At 68.8% G+C, this 19,486-nt stretch carries 17 protein-coding genes; all 17 read left to right on the top strand.

Annotated features, from left to right (window positions below; genetic code table 11):
- Positions 1–47: 47 nt before the first annotated feature.
- Positions 48–1,925: a flagellar biosynthesis GTPase FlhF gene (flhF, locus tag FOF45_RS10165; RefSeq protein WP_158984493.1), complete on the top strand. Its 1,878-nt coding sequence runs from the start codon at positions 48–50 to the stop codon at positions 1,923–1,925.
- The gene (locus FOF45_RS10160) at positions 1,909–2,802 is read left to right on the top strand and encodes a MinD/ParA family protein (protein ID WP_158984491.1); all 894 of its coding nucleotides are present in this window, start codon (positions 1,909–1,911) and stop codon (positions 2,800–2,802) included. Before flhF ends, FOF45_RS10160 begins: the two co-directional genes overlap by 17 nt.
- Positions 2,799–3,572: an RNA polymerase sigma factor FliA gene (locus tag FOF45_RS10155; RefSeq protein ID WP_158984489.1), complete on the top strand. Its 774-nt coding sequence runs from the start codon at positions 2,799–2,801 to the stop codon at positions 3,570–3,572. The genes FOF45_RS10160 and FOF45_RS10155 overlap by 4 nt, the downstream gene beginning before the upstream one ends.
- 195 nt (positions 3,573–3,767) lie before the next feature.
- Positions 3,768–4,160, top strand: a complete 393-nt coding sequence (cheY, locus tag FOF45_RS10150) for a chemotaxis response regulator CheY (RefSeq protein ID WP_158984487.1) — start codon at positions 3,768–3,770, stop codon at positions 4,158–4,160.
- Complete coding sequence (locus FOF45_RS10145; protein ID WP_158984485.1) at positions 4,157–4,768, top strand: protein phosphatase CheZ; 612 nt, start codon at positions 4,157–4,159, stop codon at positions 4,766–4,768. The genes cheY and FOF45_RS10145 overlap by 4 nt, the downstream gene beginning before the upstream one ends.
- 196 nt (positions 4,769–4,964) lie before the next feature.
- Positions 4,965–6,770, top strand: a complete 1,806-nt coding sequence (locus tag FOF45_RS10140; RefSeq protein ID WP_158984483.1) for a chemotaxis protein CheA — start codon at positions 4,965–4,967, stop codon at positions 6,768–6,770.
- A 187-nt stretch (positions 6,771–6,957) separates the two neighbouring features.
- On the top strand, positions 6,958–7,698 hold the full coding sequence (locus tag FOF45_RS10135) for a flagellar motor protein (RefSeq protein ID WP_158984481.1): 741 nt from the start codon (positions 6,958–6,960) through the stop codon (positions 7,696–7,698).
- A gap of 10 nt (positions 7,699–7,708) precedes the next feature.
- Positions 7,709–8,809, top strand: coding sequence for a flagellar motor protein MotD (gene motD, locus FOF45_RS10130; RefSeq protein ID WP_158984479.1), 1,101 nt, complete (start codon positions 7,709–7,711; stop codon positions 8,807–8,809).
- Positions 8,809–9,588 (top strand): ParA family protein, encoded by a 780-nt coding sequence (locus FOF45_RS10125; RefSeq protein ID WP_158984477.1) that lies wholly within the window; start codon positions 8,809–8,811, stop codon positions 9,586–9,588. The genes motD and FOF45_RS10125 overlap by 1 nt, the downstream gene beginning before the upstream one ends.
- 2 nt (positions 9,589–9,590) lie before the next feature.
- Positions 9,591–10,652, top strand: a complete 1,062-nt coding sequence (locus FOF45_RS10120) for a chemotaxis protein CheW (protein ID WP_158984475.1) — start codon at positions 9,591–9,593, stop codon at positions 10,650–10,652.
- Positions 10,653–10,889: 237 nt separating this feature from the next.
- A complete protein-coding gene (locus tag FOF45_RS10115; RefSeq protein ID WP_158984473.1) occupies positions 10,890–11,174 on the top strand; it encodes an STAS domain-containing protein in 285 nt (94 codons plus the stop codon).
- 37 nt (positions 11,175–11,211) lie between these two features.
- The gene (locus tag FOF45_RS10110; protein ID WP_158984471.1) at positions 11,212–11,577 is read left to right on the top strand and encodes a response regulator; all 366 of its coding nucleotides are present in this window, start codon (positions 11,212–11,214) and stop codon (positions 11,575–11,577) included.
- A gap of 38 nt (positions 11,578–11,615) precedes the next feature.
- Positions 11,616–13,589 (top strand): chemotaxis protein CheA, encoded by a 1,974-nt coding sequence (locus tag FOF45_RS10105; protein ID WP_158984469.1) that lies wholly within the window; start codon positions 11,616–11,618, stop codon positions 13,587–13,589.
- A 107-nt stretch (positions 13,590–13,696) separates the two neighbouring features.
- Positions 13,697–14,182, top strand: coding sequence for a chemotaxis protein CheW (locus tag FOF45_RS10100; protein WP_158984467.1), 486 nt, complete (start codon positions 13,697–13,699; stop codon positions 14,180–14,182).
- A 219-nt stretch (positions 14,183–14,401) separates the two neighbouring features.
- On the top strand, positions 14,402–16,249 hold the full coding sequence (locus FOF45_RS10095) for a methyl-accepting chemotaxis protein (protein ID WP_158984465.1): 1,848 nt from the start codon (positions 14,402–14,404) through the stop codon (positions 16,247–16,249).
- 206 nt (positions 16,250–16,455) lie between these two features.
- Positions 16,456–18,723: a methyl-accepting chemotaxis protein gene (locus tag FOF45_RS10090; RefSeq protein WP_158984463.1), complete on the top strand. Its 2,268-nt coding sequence runs from the start codon at positions 16,456–16,458 to the stop codon at positions 18,721–18,723.
- Positions 18,724–19,024: 301 nt separating this feature from the next.
- The gene (locus tag FOF45_RS10085; RefSeq protein WP_158984461.1) at positions 19,025–19,447 is read left to right on the top strand and encodes a hypothetical protein; all 423 of its coding nucleotides are present in this window, start codon (positions 19,025–19,027) and stop codon (positions 19,445–19,447) included.
- Positions 19,448–19,486: the final 39 nt, after the last annotated feature.

The following is a 19,486-nucleotide window of genomic DNA, read 5'->3' as shown; positions in this document are numbered from 1 at the left end:
TCCATCGAACCACCCGGCACGACTCACCAGACAACGGTTGTTGACCCATGCGAATCAAACGTTTCATCGCCCCCGACATGCGCACCGCGCTGCGCATGGTGCGCGACGAGCAGGGACCCGATGCGGTGATCCTGTCGAACCGTCCGACCGACGACGGCATCGAGATCGTCGCGGCGACCGACTACGACGAATCTCTGGCGCAGCAGGCCCTGCGCGCCGCTTTGCCGTCGCTGCCGCCGACACCCGCACCGGTGGCCTCGCCGACCACGCCGGCGACGGTGGCCGCGGTGATGCCGCCGCTTCCCACCCGCGAGGACGAGGAAACGTCCGGCTCGCGCCTGGGCTCGCTGGCGACGCTGCTGACCAAACCCGCAATCAAGAGCAAGCCGGCCTGGACTACGCCGGTCGCCGACATCGAAGAAGAAGCGGCTGAAGTGACGCTGTCGGCGCGCGCGCGCAATGCGATCGCCGAATCGCCGATCCGTGGCCGTGCCGTGTTCGCCATCGGCGAAGCGCCGGCCGGCTCCGCGCCGGTCCAGCCGACGGTCGAGCCCGCCCGCGCCGTTACGCGCGAACCCAAGGCCGAAGCCCGCGTCGCCGCCGCCGCGTCGTCGAAGCCGGACACCTCGCGCTTCGACGCGATGATGGCCGCGCTGATCTCGCAGGGCGATCGCTTCGAGCAGGCGGTGGCGGTGCCGACGGCTGCAGTCGAAAGCACTGCTCAGGTCGCCGACGCTGTCGCTACCTCACCCAACGGGAGCGGAATCGAGGGAGAGGCCCGGGCGCAGGACCACGCATCCGGTCGCGACGACGTCGAGTCGATGAAGGTCAGCCCGAGCGCGATGCCTTCCCACTCCGCCGACCCTCACCCCAGCCCCACTCCCGCTCACGAAGCCTCCGCGCCGATCCGCGTCGAAGCCGTCGACAGCGCCCCGCGCGAAACCCATCTCCACGCGGTCCCCGACCAGCGCGATCCAACCCTGCTCGCCATGCGCGAGGAGATGGCGACGATGCGTGCGCTGATCGAGCGCGAGCTGGCGCAGATGTCGGTCGAACGCCTGCGCGGTTCGCCGGCGCGCGCGGCCGCGTTCGACGCGCTGATGAACTACGGCTGCGACGAAAACCTGGCGCAGACCATCGCCGGCCGCATCGACGCCCGCCTCGACCCGTCGCAGGTGCGCGAGCCGATGCTGGCCGAACTGGCGCGCGCGCTCAGCGTGGTGCGCAGCGAGCCGATCGACGACGGCGGCGTGATCGCCCTGGTCGGTCCGACCGGCGCCGGCAAGACCACCACGGCGGCCAAGCTCGCCGCGCGCTTCGCCCAGCGCCACCGCGCCCGCGACGTGGCCCTGGTCACCACCGACACCGAGCGCCCCGGCGCGACCGAACAACTGCACATCCTCGGCCGCCGCCTCGGCGTGACCGTGTGCGAGGCCAACGGTCCGGAAGCGCTGAACGACGCCCTGGACCAGCTCGCGGACTACCCGCTGGTGCTGGTCGATACCGCCGGCCACGGTCTGCGCGACCGCGCCCTGCTGGGCCAGATCCTCTGGCTGCGCGCGGCCAAGCGGGTGCGCAGCCTGCTGGTGCTGCCGGCCAATACCCAGGCCCACGACCTGGGCGAAGTGATCCGCCGCTATCGCCCGGCCTCGCCCGAGGGCGTGGTGCTGACCAAGCTCGACGAGACCGGCCGCCTCGGCTCGGCCCTGTCGGTGATGGTCCAGCACGGCCTCAGCCTGGCCTACACCACCGACGGGCAACAGGTTCCGCACGATCTCGCCGCCGCCGACGCGACCGCGTTGGTGAAGACACTGGAGAAAGTGCGACGTGCTGCCGATAACCCTCTCGGGTCTCTGGACGCGCGTCCAGTGAGTCCGCGTTCCCTGACCCTCCCCACCGAGGACCGCCATGCCTTCGCCAGCTGATCTGAACGCCTCCGCTTCCAACAGCGCGCGCGCGCCCGTGCGCGTCATCGCCGTGGCCAGTGGCAAGGGTGGGGTCGGCAAGACCTCGGTCTCGGTGAACCTCGCGATGGCCCTGGTCCACGCCGGCCAGCGCACGTTGCTGCTGGACACCGACCTCGGACTGGCCAACGTCGACGTGATGCTCGGCCTGTCGCCGCAGTTCACCCTCGCCGACGTCTTCGCCGGCCGCTGCGAACTGCAGGACACGCTGCTCGAAGGTCCGCGCGGCCTCTGGGTGGTGCCGGCCGCCTCGGGCAAGCGCCACATGACCGAACTGCTGCCGCAGCAGCACATCGGCCTGGTCCACGCCTTCTGCCAGCTCGACCTGCCGCTGGACGCGATGGTGGTCGACAACGCCGCCGGCATCTCCGACAGCGTGCTGACCTTCTGCCAGGCGGCGCAGGACGTGATCGTCGTGGTCTGCGACGAACCGGCCTCGGTCACCGACGCCTACGCACTGATCAAGGTGCTCAGCCGCGAGCGCGGCGTGACCCGCGTGCAGGTGCTGGCCAACCAGGTCAACAACGCCATCGAGGGCAAGCAGCTGTTCGAGAAGCTCGAACGCGTCAGCGCGCGCTTCCTCGACGTGACCCTGCACTACCTCGGCGCGGTCCCGCGCGACGAATGGCTGCGCCGCGCGATCCAGCGCCAGGAAGCCGTCGTCGAAGCGTTCCCCGGCTGCCCGTCGGCGCTGGCCTTCCGCGACATCGCGCGCCGCGCCAACAGCTGGCAATCGCCGGCCGGTCCACGCGGCGGCGTCGAGTTCTTCATGGAGCGCCTGGTCGCGCACGGCGGTGCGGCACACGCCAACGATCCGCTACGGAGCGCCGTCGCATGAACGCCGCCGCCGCGCAGTACCGCGCCACCCAGCGCGCCACCGACAACTGCAACGCCACCGAAGTCGTCGAGCGTCATGGCGAACTGGTGCGCCGCATCGCCCACCACCTGGCCGCGCGCCTGCCGGCGAGCGTGGAGATCGACGACCTGATCCAGGCCGGCATGCTCGGCCTGATCGACGCGGCGCGCAATTTCCAGGCCGACCAGGGCGCCGCGTTCGAGACCTACGCATCGATCCGCATCCGTGGCGCGATGATCGACGAGATCCGTCGCGGCGACTGGGTGCCGCGTTCGGTGCACCGCCGCTATCGCGACGTCGTCGCCGCCACGCGCGAAGTCGAACAGCGCACCGGCCGCGCTGCGACTGCGCAGGAAGTCGCCGGCGCGCTGAACGTGCCGCTGGACGAATACCACCGCATGCTCGAAGACGCCGCGCGCGGCCAGCTGATCAGCCTGGAAGCGCACCTGGACGAGCACGACGGCGAGCCGCACCTGGCCCACCACTCCGGTGCGACGCCCGCGCGCGAGTTCGAGCACGTTGCGTTCCGCGAAGCGCTCGGCGATGCGATCTCCGGCCTGCCCGAACGCGAACAGCTGGTGCTGTCGCTGTACTACGAGCAGGAAATGAACCTGCGCGAGATCGGCGCGGTGCTGTCGGTGAGCGAATCGCGCGTGTGCCAGATCCACGGCCAGGCGATGTTGCGCCTGCGCTCGCGACTGGGCGAATGGCGCGGGACGCACGACGAAGACGACGACGAGCATGGGTATTGAGCTTTCGTTTCTCCCTCTCCCCTTGCGGGAGAGGGACAGGCCGCCGAAGGCGGCCAGGGAGAGGGGTGCGATCGTCGCGGCGCTTCGCGCTACCCCTCTTCCGGCGCTGCGCGCCGCCTTCTCCCGCAAGGGGAGAAGGAAACGCTCGGCGCTCCACTGATCACAAACTCCATATCGCAGCAAAGGCAAGCCCACATGGACAAGAACCTCCGCATCCTCATCGTCGACGACTTCTCGACCATGCGCCGCATCGTCAAGAACCTGCTGAACGACCTGGGCTTCCACAACACCGCCGAAGCCGACGACGGCAGCACCGCGCTGGTCGAACTGAAGAAGGCGCCGTACGACCTGGTCGTCACCGACTGGAACATGCCCGGCATGCCCGGCATCGACCTGCTCAAGGCGATCCGCGCCGACGCCTCGCTGGCGAAGATCCCGGTGCTGATGGTCACCGCCGAAGCCAAGCGCGAGCAGATCATCGAAGCCGCGCAGGCCGGTGTGAACGGCTACGTCATCAAGCCCTTCACCGCCGCCACGCTGGAAGACAAGCTCAACAAGGTGTTCGAGCGCCTGGGAGCGGCCGCGTGATCGACGCGCCTGCTCCGCAGGATCGTCAGGCCGTGATCGCACGCCTGCACGCCGCACTGTGGGCGCTGGAGCACGACGACGTCGCCGGCTGGCGCAGCAATGTCGACGCGCTGATCCAGTGGCGCAGCCAGCCGCTGGTGCAGGGACTGGCGAAGCTGGCGCGCGAACTGGAAAGCGCGCTCGGCAATGGCGGAATCGCGTCCACCGGTTCGCTGCCGGAAGCGTGCGCGCGGCTGGAGCACGTCGTGCACGTGAGCGAGGACGCGAGCCATCGCACGCTCGACCTGATCCAGGAATGCGGAACGCTGCTGGGCACGCTGCCCGACGCCGCCGTCGAGGAACAGGCCGCGACGATCGCCGCGATCCGCGGGCGTTTCTCCGAGATGACCGCCGCACAGGGCTACCAGGACCTCACCGGCCAGATCATCCGCCGCGTGGTCGACCTGGTGCGCGCCGTGCATGCAGGACTGGGCGAAGTCGCCGACGACCACAGCACGCCGCTGCACCTCAACAACCATCGCGGCCACGGCCCGTCCGTGGCGGGCATCGATCCCGCGCCGGCGACGCAGGACGACGCGAACGAACTGCTGTCTTCGCTGGGGCTGTAGTCATGCATCGCCCGGCCTTCGTCCCTGCCGCTCCACACCCCCGCCGTCATTCCCGCGAAGGCGGGAATCCAGCTTTCCGCCGCTGCACGCCTTACCAAGGTGTTGATGCATCTGGCAGTTGGATCCCCGCCTTCGCGGGGATGACAGCATGGGAGCGTGCGCGCGGCATCGGCGATTCTTCGTCGGGAACCACCCCATGAGCGCCATTTCCTCAGACATCGCCGCCGACTTCCTGATCGAGGCGCGCGAGATCCTCGACCAGCTCGGCGAACAGATGGTCGCGCTGGAACACGCGCCGGCCGATCGCAATTGCCTCAACACCGTCTTCCGTGGTTTCCACACGATCAAGGGCGGCGCGGGCTTCCTCGACTTCGCGCCGATGGTGTCGATCTGCCACGCGGTGGAAGACCGCCTCAACGTCGCGCGCGACGGCACCGTGCCGATGGACGCCGCGGCTTTCGACGGTGCGCAGCAGGCCGTCGACCTGCTGGTCGACATGCTCGCCGCGGTCTCCAACGGCGAGGAACCCGAACACGCACCGCCGGCGCTGCTGAAATCGCTGCGCGACGGCGCCAAGGGTTTCGTCACCCAGATGCCGACGATCTCCGCCAAGCCGGCCGCGAAGCCCGCGCATGCGGGTAGCGACATCGACGACTCCGAGTTCGAAGCGCTGCTGGATCAGTTGCACGGCGCCGGCGGCGTGCCGGGCACGGTTGCCCCTCACGCGGGTCCGGGCGCTGACGCGGCCCCGCAAGCTCCTGCCAATTCCGCGCTGAGAGCAGGTGCAGGCGCCAGGAGCGCACCTGCGCCGAAGGCCGCCGAAGATCCCACCGTGCGCGTCGACGTGCGTCGCCTCGATGCGATGGTCGATCTCGTCGGCGAGCTCGTGCTCGCGCGCAACCGCCTCAAGACGATCCGTCCGCGCCTGCGCGACGAAGACCTCGACCGCGCGGTGACCGCGCTCGACGTCGCCACTTCGCGCCTGCAGTCGGCGGTGATGATGGTGCGCATGCAGCCGGTCGGCCGCGTGTTCGCGCGTTTCCCAAAGCTGGCGCGCGACGTCGCGCGGCAGGTGTCGAAGTCCGTGGAACTGGACATCGTCGGCGCCGACACCGAACTCGACCGCAATCTCGTCGAAGCGCTGGCCGATCCGCTGGTGCACCTGGTGCGCAACGCGATCGACCACGGCATCGAATCGCCAGAGGCGCGCCGCGCCGCCGGCAAGTCCGAACAGGGCACGGTGCGCCTGTCCGCGCAGCAGGAAGGCGACCACGTCTCGATCGAAGTCAGCGACGACGGCGCCGGCATCGACCCGGAGAAGATCCGCCGCAGCGCATGCAACAAGGGCCTGATCGACGCCGACGCCGCCGCGCGGCTGAGCTCGGACGAATGTCTCAACCTGATCTTCATGGCCGGCTTCTCCACGCGCAGCGAAGTCAGCGACCTGTCCGGTCGCGGCGTCGGCATGGACGTGGTGCAGTCGAAGATCCGCGAACTCAGCGGCCAGGTGCAGATCCAGTCCGAGGTCGGCCGCGGCACGCGCTTCGTGATCCGCGTGCCCCTGACCCTGGCGATCCTGCCGACGCTGCTGATCGAACTCGACGGCGATGTCTACGCGCTGCCGCTGGTGCGCGTGATCGAAGTGCTCGCGCACGAACGCGTGGAAGCGCTGTGGGTCGACGGCCAGAGCATGCTCGACCTGCGCGACCAGCCGCTGCCGCTGATCGACCTGCGCACCTGGCTCGGACTGCCGCCGCAACCCGGCGCGGCCACGACCTGCGTGGTGCTGCAATCGGGCGACCAGCGCTTCTGCCTCACCGTCGATCGCGTGCGCGGTCGCGAGGAGGTGGTGATCAAGGCATTGCCGCGAACCCTGCGCGGACTGGCCGGTTACGCCGGCGCCAGCCTGGTCGGCGACGGCCGCATGGCGCTGATCCTGGATGTGGACGCGCTGCTCAGAACCGGGCTGCGCGGCTCAAGTAGCGCGGCGAGGGACCGATAAACCAACTGAGCTTCGCGCGCTGTTCCTTCTCCCCTTGCGGGAGAAGGTGCCCCGGAGGGGCGGTAGAGGGGTCGCTGTGCAGCGGCGCCTCCACGGCCCTCTCCCTGGCCGCCTCCGGCGGCCTGTCCCTCTCCCATGAAGGGAGAGGGGGACAACGCGATTCACCTTGACGGATGCCTTCCCCACGATGGACAGACTCAGCCTCACCGGTGTCGTACTAGCGCTCGTCGCCCTGATCGGCGGCAGCATCCTCAAGGGTGCGGGCCTGTCGGGCCTGTGGTCGCCGGCTGCGTTCGTCATCGTCATCCTCGGCACCACCGCCGCGATCCTGCTGCAGACGCCGCTGGCGACGTTCAAGCGCGCGATGGCGATCGCGCGCTGGGTGTTCCGGCCGCCGGTGCAGGACCGTCCGGCGATGATCGCGCGCCTGGTCGAATGGAGCACCGTCGCGCGCCGCCAGGGCCTGCTCGGCCTGGAAGCGGAAGTGAACGCGCAGGAAGACCCGTTCGTGCGCAAGGGCCTGCAGATGGTGGTCGACGGCGTCGAACCCGATTCGATCCGGCAGATGCTGGAGATCGAACTGCACGGCCAGTCGCAGCGCGACATGGCCGCGGCCAAGGTGTTCGAAGGCATGGGCATCTACTCGCCGACGCTGGGCATCATCGGTGCGGTGCTCGGCCTGATGGCGGTGATGAAGAACCTCGCCGATCCGAGCAAGCTCGGCCACGGCATCGCCGCCGCGTTCACCGCGACCATCTACGGCATCGGCATGGCCAACCTGATGCTGCTGCCGATGGCAGCCAAGCTGAAGGGACTGATCACGCAGCAGGCCGACGAGCGCGAGATGATCATCGAAGGCCTGATCGCGATCGCCCAGGGCGAGAACCCGCGCAACATCGAAGCGCGGCTCAACGGCTTCGTGGTCTGACGAAACGATCATGGCCTCGCGTCGCCGCCACCAGCACGAGGAACACGCCAACCACGAGGCGTGGGCGATCCCGTACGGCGATCTGATCACGCTGCTGCTGGCGTTCTTCGTGGTGATGTACGCGATCTCCTCGATCAACGAGGGCAAGTACCGCGTGCTCGCCGACGCACTGTCGTCCGCGTTCGGCGGTCCGCCGCGCACGGTCTCGCCGATCCAGCTGGGCATGCACCAGCTGCGCGGCTCCGCGTTCGACCGGCCTTCGCTGGTGACGCCGGGTTCCAAGTCCGGCCCGTCGGCGTCCAGCCCGATCAGCTCGCCGCGCATGCGCCAGGTGCTGGACATGCCGACCTTCGGTTCCAGCGCGCAGGCGCAGAAGCAGATGCAGGTGCAGATGCAGCAGGCCAGCGCCGAAGCGCGCGACGCGCACGGCCAGCAGCTGCTGTCGCTGGGCCGCCGCATCCAGGACGCGCTGTCGGAACTGGTCCGGCAGAAGCTGGTCACGGTGCGCCGCAGCTACAACTTCCTGGAAGTCGAGATCCAGAGCGACATCCTGTTCGCCAGTGGCGTGGCTACGCCGAACCCGCAGGCGCTGGGCACGGTGCGCCAGATCGCCGACGTGCTGCGCGACGAACCCAACGCGCTGCGCGTGGAGGGCTACACCGACAACGTGCCGATCGCGACCTCGCAGTTCCCGTCGAACTGGGAACTCTCGTCCGCACGCGCGGCCAGCATCGTCCACGTGATGATGCAGTCGGGCATCACCGCCAACCGCCTGGCCGTGGTCGGCTACGGCGAGTTCCAGCCGGTCGCCGACAACGCCACGCCGGAAGGCCGCAACGCGAACCGCCGCGTGCTGCTGGTGATCCTCGCCAGCCCGCAGGGGCCGGACGCGCTCGAGGAGCGCGGCCCGGCCATCGCCATCGAATCGGAACAGGCCGCCAGCGTGGCGCCGGCCGTCGAAGCCGATCTCTTCCCCGCGCCGAAGGCGCCGGGTTCCGCCGCCGCGACGGCGCGCGCGCATGCCGCCGGTACCGAAGGCATCGCCGCCGACACCGCGCAAGCGACCGCCGCGGCGAAACGTATTTCCACCCCACCACCGGGAGCGGGCTGATGCGCGCCTGGGCTATTGCCAACCAGAAGGGCGGCGTCGGCAAGACCACGACGTCGTTGTTGCTCGCACGCGGACTGGCCAGCGCCGGCAACCGCGTGCTCCTGCTCGACCTCGATCCGCACGCATCGCTGACGCGCGCGTTCGAAGTCCCCGTCGATCCAGCGCCCTCGGGCACGCACGACCTGTTCAACGGCAGCGCCGCAAGCCTGCTCGAACTGGCGCGCTACACCGAGATCCCGGACCTGCAGCTGGTCGCCGCGCAACCCGCGCTTGCGACGCTGGAGCGCCGCGGCGCGACCCAGCCGGGACTGGGCCTCGCGCTCGGTCGCGCGCTGCACACGGTGCGCGAGGTCTACGACTACGTGCTGATGGACTGCCCGCCGACGCTGGGCCTGCTGATGGTCAACGCACTGGCCGCGGCCGATCGCCTGATCGTGCCCACGCAGACCGACCCGCTCGCGCTGCACGGCCTGGCCGACATGCTGCGCACGGCCGAGATGGTCGAACGCTCGCGTCGCCGTCCGCTGCCGCGCCACGTGCTGCCGACGCTGTTCGACCGCCGCACGCGCACCGGCATCCAGAGCCTGTACGAACTGCAGGACCGTTACGGCGATCGCGTGTGGCCGTATGCCGTGCCGATGGACACGCGCCTGCGCGACGCCGCGTCCCTGACCCGCGCCGAGCCGCCGGACGGCCGCGGCGCCGACGCCTATCGCCGCGCGCTGAAGTGGCTGCTCACCAGCGAGAGCGGCGGCGACCAGCGCAAGGAAGCGGCGTGAACATGAACCACCCCGTCATCGACGCCTACCTCGAAGAGCTGCTCGACCTCCCGGTCGAACCGCTCGCGCACGCGCCGGTCGCGGCGAACGCGATCGCGATCGAAACGGCGGTCGAGGCGGCAATCGAAACGACGATCGAGCCGCACATCGAAGCGGCGAATGAAGTTTCCGAAGAAGCGAACGCAGCCGTAGCGCCCACCTCTCCCCTTGCGGGAGAGGGATCTGTCGCGGCATTCGACAACCTGCTGGCCGAACTCGATTCCGACCCGCTATTCGTGCAGGCCGAGACGATGAGCGGGGAAACCGTCGAATCGTCGCCCGCACTGTCCATCGACCTCGATGGACTGCTCGCCGAACTCGACGCCGACCCGCTGTTCGTGCAGGCCGAAGCGATGACCGAAGAAGTCGCGAATCCCGCGCCCGCGCCGGCCATCGACCTGGACGGCCTGCTCGCCGAGCTCGATTCCGACCCGTTGTTCGCACAGGCCGCCGCCGCGGAAGCACAGGCGACGCAGGCCGCGCCCGCACCGCGCATCGAAGCGCCGGCCGCAGCCGCACAGATGCCCCGTCCCACGCCGCCCGCGCGACCCGCGCACGCGCCGACCGGCCTGCGTCCGATGGATCTCACACCGCCGTCGCTGCCGCCGTCGGTCACCGCCACGCATCGCTGGCTGCGCGTCGCGGTCGGCGAGGACAGCTACGCGCTGGAACTGCTGCGCGTGCAGGAAGTCGGCCGCACCTCGCCGATCGTCGCCATGCGCGGCGCGGTGCCGTCGGTGCTGGGCGCGATGAACCTGCGCGGCCGCATCGTGCCGGTGTTCGACCTGGGCATGTGGCTGGGCACCGGCCGCGTCGTGCCGGACGAGCGCGCACGCATCGTCGTGGTCGAACGCGACAACGAACTGATCGGCGCACTGGTGTCGGCGGTGGACGACGTGGTGACGCTCGGGCCCGATCGCATCGAACCGCCGCTGATGGCCTCGCCGTCGCGCGCCATCGTGGGCGTGGCCCGCGTCGTGGCCAAGCCGACGGTGCTGCTGGATGCGAATGCCCTCTTCGGGTGAAAGCACCCCTCTCCCGCCGCGCTGCGCGCGTCGACCTCTCCCGCAAGGGGAGAGGTGGGAAACCGTCTTTCCTTGTGGAAGAAGTGGGCAACGCGTTCCCCTTGCGGCGACCGCAGGGAGTGCAGGGCTGAGAGGGACAGGCCGTCGAAGGCGGCCAGGGAGAGGGGTAAGGCCCTCAAGTCCTCCCATCCCGCGCCGTTATCCCAAACGAACGACCACGGCGAACCACGAACTGCCATGAACGCACTGCCACTGCCGCCCGACCTGGGCATCGAACACGTCGCAGACCTGCAGACCGTCCTGCGCGCGCACCTGGAAGACCAGGGCCCGCTCGCGCTGAACGGCGACCGCGTCGAACGCGTGCACACCGCCGGCCTGCAGATGCTCCATGCGTTCGTGCGCGAACGCGCTGCGCTCGGCCATCCGACTTCCGTCACCGACGCGTCGCCCGTGCTGGCCGAAGCCGCACGCCAGCTTGCGCTCGCATGCAGCCTCGGCGTCGACACGCCGTCGGCCGCCTGACGCCCATCCCGAATCCACTAAAACGGCAACCGCACCGATGTCCAAGAACCTGCTCATCGTCGACGACTCCACCTCCATGCGGCAGATGGTCGCTTTCGCCCTGACCGGCGGCGGCTTCAGCGTGCGCGAGGCCGAAGACGGCCAGGCCGCGCTCGACATCGCGCGCACCACCCGCTTCGACGCCGTGGTGACGGACGTGAACATGCCGCGCATGGACGGCATCGAACTGATCCGCCAGCTGCGCCAGCTGCCCGACTACCGCTTCACCCCGCTGCTGATGCTCACCACCGAATCCGGTGGCGACAAGAAGGCCGAGGGCAAGGCCGCCGGCGCGACCGGCTGGCTCGTCAAGCCGTTCGATCCCGAACAGCTGCTGGCCACCGTCCGCAAGGTCCTTGGCTGAAACCCGACCCGTAACGAGCGAACAGCAGAGCCGCCACGATGGACATCACCCGTTTCCACGCCGCGTTCTTCGAGGAAAGCCGCGAAAACCTGGACGCAATGGAAGCGGGCCTGCTCGCGATGGAGTCCGGTTCGGCCGATGGCGAGACCATCAACGTGGTCTTCCGCGCCGCGCATTCGATCAAGGGCGGCGCGGCCACGTTCGGCTTCACCGCGATCAGCGAACTGACCCACCAGCTGGAAACCCTGCTCGATGAAGCGCGCAGCGGGCGCCGCCAGCTCGACGTCGACGCGATCGGTGCGCTGCTGGTCGCAGGCGACGCGCTGCGTGGCCTGCTCGGCGCCGCCGAGCACGGCGACGCGATCGACGAAGCCGGACTCAAGCGCGCGCACGACGGCCTGGCGAAGATGATGGGCCGCGAAGTCGCAGCCTCGTCCGCCAAGGTCGCCGCGCAGGAACCGGAGATCGCCGAGTGGCGCATCGGTTTCAAGCCGGCGCCGTCGATGTTCCTGTCCGGCAACGATCCGCTGCGCATCCTGCGCGAACTGCGCAGCCACGGCGAACTCGGCGTCACCTGCCTCGACACCGCGCTGCCGTCGTTCTCCGAACTCGATCCCTACGAGGCTTACCTCGCGTGGGACCTGATGCTGCCCGGCAGCGTGCCGCGCAGCGCGATCGACGACGCCTTCGCATGGGTCGAAGACCAGTGCGAACTGGCAATCGAAGCGATCCCGGCGCGTTCCGCCGTGGCCCCGCCGCCCTCGGCCGAAGTGCTCGACAACGTCGTCGCCATCGGCGCACGCAACGAGCCCGCCGCCGCGCGCAACACGACCAACGACGGCGACAGCTCGATCCGCGTCGCGGTCAACAAGGTCGATGCGCTGATCAACCTCGTCGGCGAACTCGTCATCACCCAGGCGATGCTGCGCCAGCGTTCGACCCAGCTCGATCCGGTCGCCAACGAGATGCTGCTGTCGGGCCTGGAACAGCTAGACCGCAACACCCGCGACCTGCAGGAAGCGGTGATGGGCGTGCGCATGCTGCCGGTGGAATTCGCCTTCAGCCGCTTCCCGCGCATGGTCCGCGACCTCGCCACGCGCCTGGACAAGAAGGTGCGCCTGCGCACCAGCGGCGAAGCGACCGAACTGGACAAGGGCGTGATCGAGAAGATCGTCGATCCGCTCGTGCACCTGGTTCGCAATTCGATCGACCACGGCCTGGAAATGCCGGCCGAACGCCGCGCCGCGGGCAAGGACGAAACCGGCACCATCAGCCTCAACGCGCAACACCAGGGCGGCCACATCGTCATCGAGATCAGCGATGACGGCCGCGGACTGGATCGCGAACGCATCCTGCGCAAGGCCGCAGAACGCGGACTGCCGATCGGCGACAACCCGACCGACGCGCAGGTGTGGGACCTGGTCTTCCACCCCGGCTTCTCCACCGCCGAACAGCTCACCGACCTGTCCGGTCGCGGCGTCGGCATGGACGTGGTGAAGAAGAACATCGCCGCGCTCGGCGGCCAGGTCGAGATCCGTTCGAAGAAGAACATCGGCACGACCGTGTCGATCCGCCTGCCGCTGACGCTGGCCATCCTCGACGGCATGACCGTCGCGGTCGGCGGCGAAGTCTTCATCCTGCCGCTCAACTCGGTGATCGAATCGCTGCAGCCCGCCGTCGGCGACGTGCGCACCATCGCTGGCGAAGCCCGCGTGCTGCGCGTGCGCGAGGACTACCTGCCGCTGCTCGATCTCGCCGCGCAGTACGGGCTGGACGGCCCGGTGCGCGAGACCGCGGCGATCGCCGTGGTGGTCGAGGCCGACGGCCAGCGCCTGGCGCTGGAAGTCGACGAACTGCTCGGCCAGCAGCAGGTCGTGGTCAAGAACCTCGAATCCAACTACCGCCGCGTGCAGGGCATCTCCGGCGCGACCATCCTCGGCGACGGCCGCGTCGCGCTGATCGTCGACGTCGGCGGTTTCGTGCAGGCGCAGCGGGTCGCGCAGGCGGCATGAATCCGTAACCCGGGCAAGGTCGAAGGCCGCGCCCGGGAGACAACTCAACACACGCACCACCCGGGTGCGCTTCGCTTGCCCGGACTACAAACACCAACGGGATCACCATGAGCCACGACCATATCACCGCCACCGAATCGGCCGACGAGTACCTGACCTTCGCCCTGGGCGAGGAGGAATACGGCGTCGAGATCCTCAAGGTGCAGGAGATCCGCGGCTACGACACCGTGACCCGCCTGCCCGACGCACCGGACTACATCAAGGGCGTGATCAACCTGCGCGGCACCATCGTGCCGGTGATCGACATGCGCCTGAAGTTCCGCCTCGCCAAAGCCGAGTACAACGCGCTGACGGTGATGATCGTGCTCAACGTCGCCGACCGCGTCGTGGGCATGGTGGTGGACAGCGTGTCCGACGTGATCCGCCTGGCCTCCGAGCAGATCCGTCCGGTGCCGGAAATCGGCGCGACCATCGACCGCCAGTTCATCACCGGCATCGGCACGCAGGGCGAGCGCATGCTGATCCTGCTGGAAATCGAGCGTCTGATGACCAGTGCCGAGATGGGCCTGGTCGCGCACGCCAACGCCGCCTGATCTGACCTGACCTCCACGTTCCACCGCAACACCGAAAACAAAAACAACGCCAAAAAGCACGCCAGGCGGAGCGAATCCGCCAAGCCAGCCGCGTTGTAGTCACACCCAAGGTCCGCCGTCCCCACGGGCGATCTTTCGTGAGTCAACAAATCAACGCAGTACCAGCGCCGCAGGGATGTATGGCGCGTCGATTTGACCCACAAGGACAACGAGGATCACATGCTCAGTGTAGGCACACGGCCTTTCGTGGCCGACCGCTCCAACTCCACCGCGCCGTCGCTCTGGCAGCGGCTGGCATCCGCCTTCGCGCCGCACCACGGCGCGCCGGCATCATCCGTCGCGAACGCACGTATCGCCGAACTGGAAGGTCGCGTCGCTGCGATCGACCGCGTGCAGGCGGTGATCGAGTTCGACCTCGACGGCACCATCCTGCGCGCCAACGACAACTTCCTGCACACGATGGGCTACCGACTGGAAGAGATCCAGGGCCGGCACCACCGCATGTTCGCCGACGCGCAGTACGCGCAGGGCGCCGAGTACCGCGAGTTCTGGGCGAAGCTCGGGCGCGGCGAATTCGACGCCGGTCAGTATCGGCGCCTGGGCAAGGACGGCCGCGAGGTATGGATCCAGGCCTCGTACAACCCGGTGTTCGACAGCAGCGGCCGGCCGTACAAGGTCGTGAAGTTCGCCACCGACATCACCGCGCAGAAGATGCAAGCGGCGGATTTCGCCGGGCAGCTCGCCGCGATCAACAAGTCGCAGGCTGTGATCGAGTTCGGCCTCGACGGCCGCATCCTTTCGGCCAACGCGAACTTCCTCGCCGCGGTGGGCTACGCGCTGGAAGAAGTGCGCGGCCAGCACCATTCGATGTTCGTCGATCCGGCGATGCGCGGCAGTGCGGAATACCGCCAGTTCTGGGAAAAGCTGGGACGCGGCGAGTACGACGCCGGCCAGTACCGCCGCCTCGGCAAGGGCGGACGCGAGATCTGGATCCAGGCGTCGTACAACCCGATCTACGACATGAACGGCCGTCCGTTCAAGGTGGTCAAGTACGCCACCGACATCACCGCGCAGGTGCGCGACAGCCAAGCGTTGCAGCTGGCCGTGGCGCAGACGCGCGAGGTCGTGGCCGCTGCACAGGACGGCGACCTCACGCGCCGCATCGACACGCGCGACAAGTCCGGCGCGATCGCCGAGCTGTGCAGCGGCATCAACGCGCTGGTCGATGCGATGGGCGCGATCATCGGCCAGATCAAGGTCGCCGCCGACACCATCGGCGTCGGCGCGGGCGAGATCGCTTCGGGCAACAACGATCTCTCGCAACGCACCGAGGCGCAGGCGGCATCGCTGGAGGAAACGGCGACCTCGATGGAACAGCTCACCGGCACGGTGCGCCAGACCGCCGAGAACGCGCGCCAGGCGACGCAGCTCGCGCGCGGTGCGGTCGACGTCGCCGCGCAGGGCGGCCACGTCATGCACGAAGTGGTATCGACGATGTCGCAGATCAGCGCGTCCTCGCACCGCATCGTCGACATCATCGGCGTGATCGACGGCATCGCGTTCCAGACCAACATCCTGGCGTTGAATGCCGCGGTGGAAGCCGCGCGCGCCGGCGAACAGGGTCGCGGCTTCGCCGTGGTCGCCTCGGAGGTACGCTCGCTCGCGCAGCGTTCGGCCAGTGCCGCCAAGGAGATCAAGCAGCTGATCGGCGATTCGGTCGACAAGGTCGAGCTGGGCACGCGACTGGTCGAAGGCGCGGGGCGCACGATGGACGAGATCGTGGTCGGCGTGAAGCACGTCAGCGACCTGATGGCCGACGTCAGCGCCGCCACGCAGGAACAGAGCACCGGCATCGAGCAGGTCAACCAGGCGATCATGCAGATGGACCGGGGCACGCAGCAGAACGCCGCGCTGGTCGAGGAGGCCTCCGCCGCCGCGCGCAGCATGGAGGAGCAGGCGCAGCAGCTGATGGACACGGTCGCCGCGTTCCGCCTCGGCGTCCCCGGCGAGGCAGCAGCCGCCTCGTCGCGTGCGCACTCGACGCGTCCGGTGCTGCGCCCGGTCTGATCCGCGCCACCATCGTCGACACGAACGCCCGGCCTCGGCCGGGCGTTCGCATTCGTGCGCGACGGACACGCGCGAAAGGGGACGCGCTTTGCAGTTTCCACTTGCTGAATGCGCATCGTGCCAATTCTCGGCCTCGATCATTCGCAATCGCGGCCGTTAACAGAGGCAAGACGCGAACCGCGTCGAGTCCCTGAACCCGGTGCCCCATGCCGAACGCTTCGTCGCTGTTCCGCTTCTCCGCCCTTTCCCTGCGCGCCCGCTTCACCTGGATGATCGCCGTGCTCGCGTTCGGCATCGTCGTCCTCGCCGCCATCGCGGTGCAGCGCAACCACTCCGGCCAGATCGAGTTCGAACGCGCGCGCCTGCACCAGCGCGTCGGCGCGGCCATGACGGTCGTGCAGCGTTACGCCGACCTCGCGCAGGCCGGCAAGTTGCCGGAAGACGTCGCCAAGCGTGAAGCGCTGAAGGTGATCGAAACCCTGCGCAGCAAGGACGGCACCGACTACCTGTGGGTCAACGACGAGCATCCGCGCATGCTCATGCACCCGCACCAGACCGCGCTCAACGGCAAGGACCTGACCGACTTCATCAGCGCCGACAAGAAGCGCATCTTCGTGGAGATGGTGAAGACCGCGCGTGCCGGCGGCGGTTACGTCGACTACGAATGGCCCAAGCCGGGCGTCGACGGTCCGGTGATGAAGATCTCCTACGTCGCGTTGCAGCCGCGCTGGGGCTGGGTCGTCGGCAGCGGCGAGTACACCGACGACATCGCCGCGCGCGCATGGCGTTTCGCCGGCATGCTGCTGCTGGCGGGCTTCGTCGCGCTGGCCGCGGTGGTGCTGCTGAGCGTGTTGATCTCACGCAGCATCGCCGCCTCGGTGCGCCGCGCCACGCAGGCCGCCAAGGCGATGTCCGACGGCAACTTCGACCTCGACCTGCGCAGCGGCGACGGGACGATGGCACGCGACGAGATCGGCGAGCTGCTGCAGGCGCTGGACCGCATGCGCGTGCGACTGAACGACTATTCGTTAGCGCAGGGCGAAATGGCGCGTCGCCACGACGAAGGCCAGATCAGCTACCGCATCGACGCCGACGCATTCCCCGGCGCGTACGGACGCATGGTGCGCGAGACCAACGGCCTGGTCGCCTCGCACATCGATGCGATCCAGCGCGCGCTTTCCATCATGGAGCGCTACGCCGTGGGCGACCTGAGCCAGGACATGGACCGCCTGCCCGGCGAGAAGGCGGTGCTCACGCGCACGATGGATTCGGTGAAGACGAACCTGCGCGCGATCAACGGCGAGATCCAGCGGCTGGCCGAATCCGCCGCCGACGGCGACTTCGCCGCGCGCGGCGACGCGACGCGCTTCCAGCACGACTTCCGCGCGATGCTCGACACGCTCAATCGCCTGATGGCGACTGCCGACGAGAACCTGTCCGCGCTGTCCGTGCTGCTGCGCGGCGTGGCGCGCGGCGATCTGAGCCAGCGCATGCAGGGCGAGTACCGCGGCGTATTCGCGCAGATGAGCCAGGATGCGAACGAGACCGTCGATCGCCTGGCCGAGATCGTCGGTCAGATCCGCGAAGGTTCGGATGCGATCAGCAGCGCGGCCGGCGAGATCGCCGCCGGCAACAACGACCTGTCGCAGCGCACCGAGCAGCAGGCGGCATCGCTGGAAGAAACCGCATCGTCGATGGAAGAACTGACCAGCACCGTGCGCCAGAACGCCGACAACGCGCGGTCGGCCAACGGCCTGTCGCAGACCGCCGCCGAAGTCGCGTCGCTGGGCGGCCAGATCGTCGGCAAGGTCGTGCAGACGATGAACGCGATCAACGAATCGTCGCGTCGCATCGCCGACATCATCGGCGTGATCGACGGCATCGCATTCCAGACCAACATCCTCGCGCTGAACGCGGCGGTCGAAGCCGCGCGTGCCGGCGAACAGGGCCGTGGTTTCGCGGTCGTCGCCGGCGAAGTGCGCTCGCTGGCGCAGCGTTCGGCGAACGCGGCCAAGGAGATCAAGCAGCTGATCACCGATTCGGTGGTCGAGGTGAACCAGGGCGGCCAGCTGGTCGACCAGGCCGGCCGCACGATGGACGAGATCGTGACCAGCGTGAAGAAGGTCACCGACATCATCGCCGACATCTCCGCGGCATCGCAGGAACAGAGCGCCGGCATCGAGCAGGTCAACAACGCCATCACCCAGATGGACGAAGGCACGCAGCAGAACGCCGCGCTGGTGGAAGAAGCATCCGCCGCCGCGCGCAGCCTGGAACAGCAGGCCGACCAGCTGGTGCAGACGGTGGCGGTGTTCCGCCTCGCGCAGTCGACGACACCGGCTCGCGTACGCGAGGACGTCGTCATCGGCGCACCGGTCCGCCGTGCACCCGCGCCGGCACGCCCGGCGCCGGTCGCACGCGCGGTGCGCGCGCAGTCGGCGGCGAACAGCGACCGCGACTGGCAGGAGTTCTGATCGCGGGTTATTACTAGGAAATTCAGAGCGGCTGACGTCATCCCCGCGAAGGCGGGGATCCAACGCTCCGACGTATCACGCTCCACGGATGGCTTGAGTACCCGGACAGGTGGATAGAGCCGCCCTTCGGCGGCCCGAAAGACCCCGCCTTCGCGGGAAGAACGCGCAATGGCGAAGCGATCACCGCGCATCGCATGTCCGGAACTTCATCCGAACCATCTCCCTGTGGAAGAAGGTCGAGTCGCTATACTCGCCCTCGATTGCGCGCCGTCGCGCGCACGCCACCGGCAGGGACTCGCACTTGGCAACGATCGCTCCGGCCGCACTCGCGGCCCTGATGTTCATCGCTTCGATTCCGTCGGCCCACGCCGACGACACCCCGCGCGAGCTTCCGCCCGGTGCGCAGCAAATGGTCGAACAGGTCGCCCAACAGCTCACGCGCGTGCAGGACGCCGATGTCGAGCTTTCCTGCGACAAGGCCGTGGAGAACGCGCACTACGGGCTCGATACGATGCTCGAGGTCGGCCAGCGCAACCTCGACACGGGCTATCTCAAGCGCGCCGATTACGAGGCGAGCGCGGCGAAGCTCAAGGCGTTCCGCGCGCAGGTGACCGACCAGGATTGCCGCAGTGCGACGGGGCCGCAGCGCGAGTTCTACCGCTGCATGTCCAGCGACTACAACCACGTCGTCGCCTGCGCGGCGCAGGCCAAGCGCAGTCTCTGACGGTTGCCGTAACGAAAACGGGACGCCTCGCGGCGTCCC

It is taken from the genome of Lysobacter panacisoli (genome assembly GCF_009765165.1).
GTDB classification, from domain to species: Bacteria; Pseudomonadota; Gammaproteobacteria; order Xanthomonadales; family Xanthomonadaceae; genus Lysobacter_J; species Lysobacter_J panacisoli.
Note: the sequence above shows the minus strand (reverse complement) of the source record. Positions and strands in the feature narration are given on the sequence as shown.

Bases quoted from the DNA above. Each gene is read 5' to 3' on its own strand.
- FOF45_RS10090 (WP_158984463.1), top strand. From the start codon at position 16,456: ATGCCGAACGCTTCGTCGCTGTTCCGCTTCTCCGCCCTTTCCCTGCGC.
- flhF (WP_158984493.1), top strand. From the start codon at position 48: ATGCGAATCAAACGTTTCATCGCCCCCGACATGCGCACCGCGCTGCGC.
- FOF45_RS10115 (WP_158984473.1), top strand. From the start codon at position 10,890: ATGAACGCACTGCCACTGCCGCCCGACCTGGGCATCGAACACGTCGCA.
- FOF45_RS10110 (WP_158984471.1), top strand. From the start codon at position 11,212: ATGTCCAAGAACCTGCTCATCGTCGACGACTCCACCTCCATGCGGCAG.
- motD (WP_158984479.1), top strand. From the start codon at position 7,709: ATGGCCTCGCGTCGCCGCCACCAGCACGAGGAACACGCCAACCACGAG.
- FOF45_RS10135 (WP_158984481.1), top strand. From the start codon at position 6,958: ATGGACAGACTCAGCCTCACCGGTGTCGTACTAGCGCTCGTCGCCCTG.
- FOF45_RS10120 (WP_158984475.1), top strand. From the start codon at position 9,591: ATGAACCACCCCGTCATCGACGCCTACCTCGAAGAGCTGCTCGACCTC.
- FOF45_RS10160 (WP_158984491.1), top strand. From the start codon at position 1,909: ATGCCTTCGCCAGCTGATCTGAACGCCTCCGCTTCCAACAGCGCGCGC.
- FOF45_RS10105 (WP_158984469.1), top strand. From the start codon at position 11,616: ATGGACATCACCCGTTTCCACGCCGCGTTCTTCGAGGAAAGCCGCGAA.
- FOF45_RS10095 (WP_158984465.1), top strand. From the start codon at position 14,402: ATGCTCAGTGTAGGCACACGGCCTTTCGTGGCCGACCGCTCCAACTCC.
- FOF45_RS10100 (WP_158984467.1), top strand. From the start codon at position 13,697: ATGAGCCACGACCATATCACCGCCACCGAATCGGCCGACGAGTACCTG.
- FOF45_RS10140 (WP_158984483.1), top strand. From the start codon at position 4,965: ATGAGCGCCATTTCCTCAGACATCGCCGCCGACTTCCTGATCGAGGCG.
- FOF45_RS10155 (WP_158984489.1), top strand. From the start codon at position 2,799: ATGAACGCCGCCGCCGCGCAGTACCGCGCCACCCAGCGCGCCACCGAC.
- FOF45_RS10125 (WP_158984477.1), top strand. From the start codon at position 8,809: ATGCGCGCCTGGGCTATTGCCAACCAGAAGGGCGGCGTCGGCAAGACC.
- cheY (WP_158984487.1), top strand. From the start codon at position 3,768: ATGGACAAGAACCTCCGCATCCTCATCGTCGACGACTTCTCGACCATG.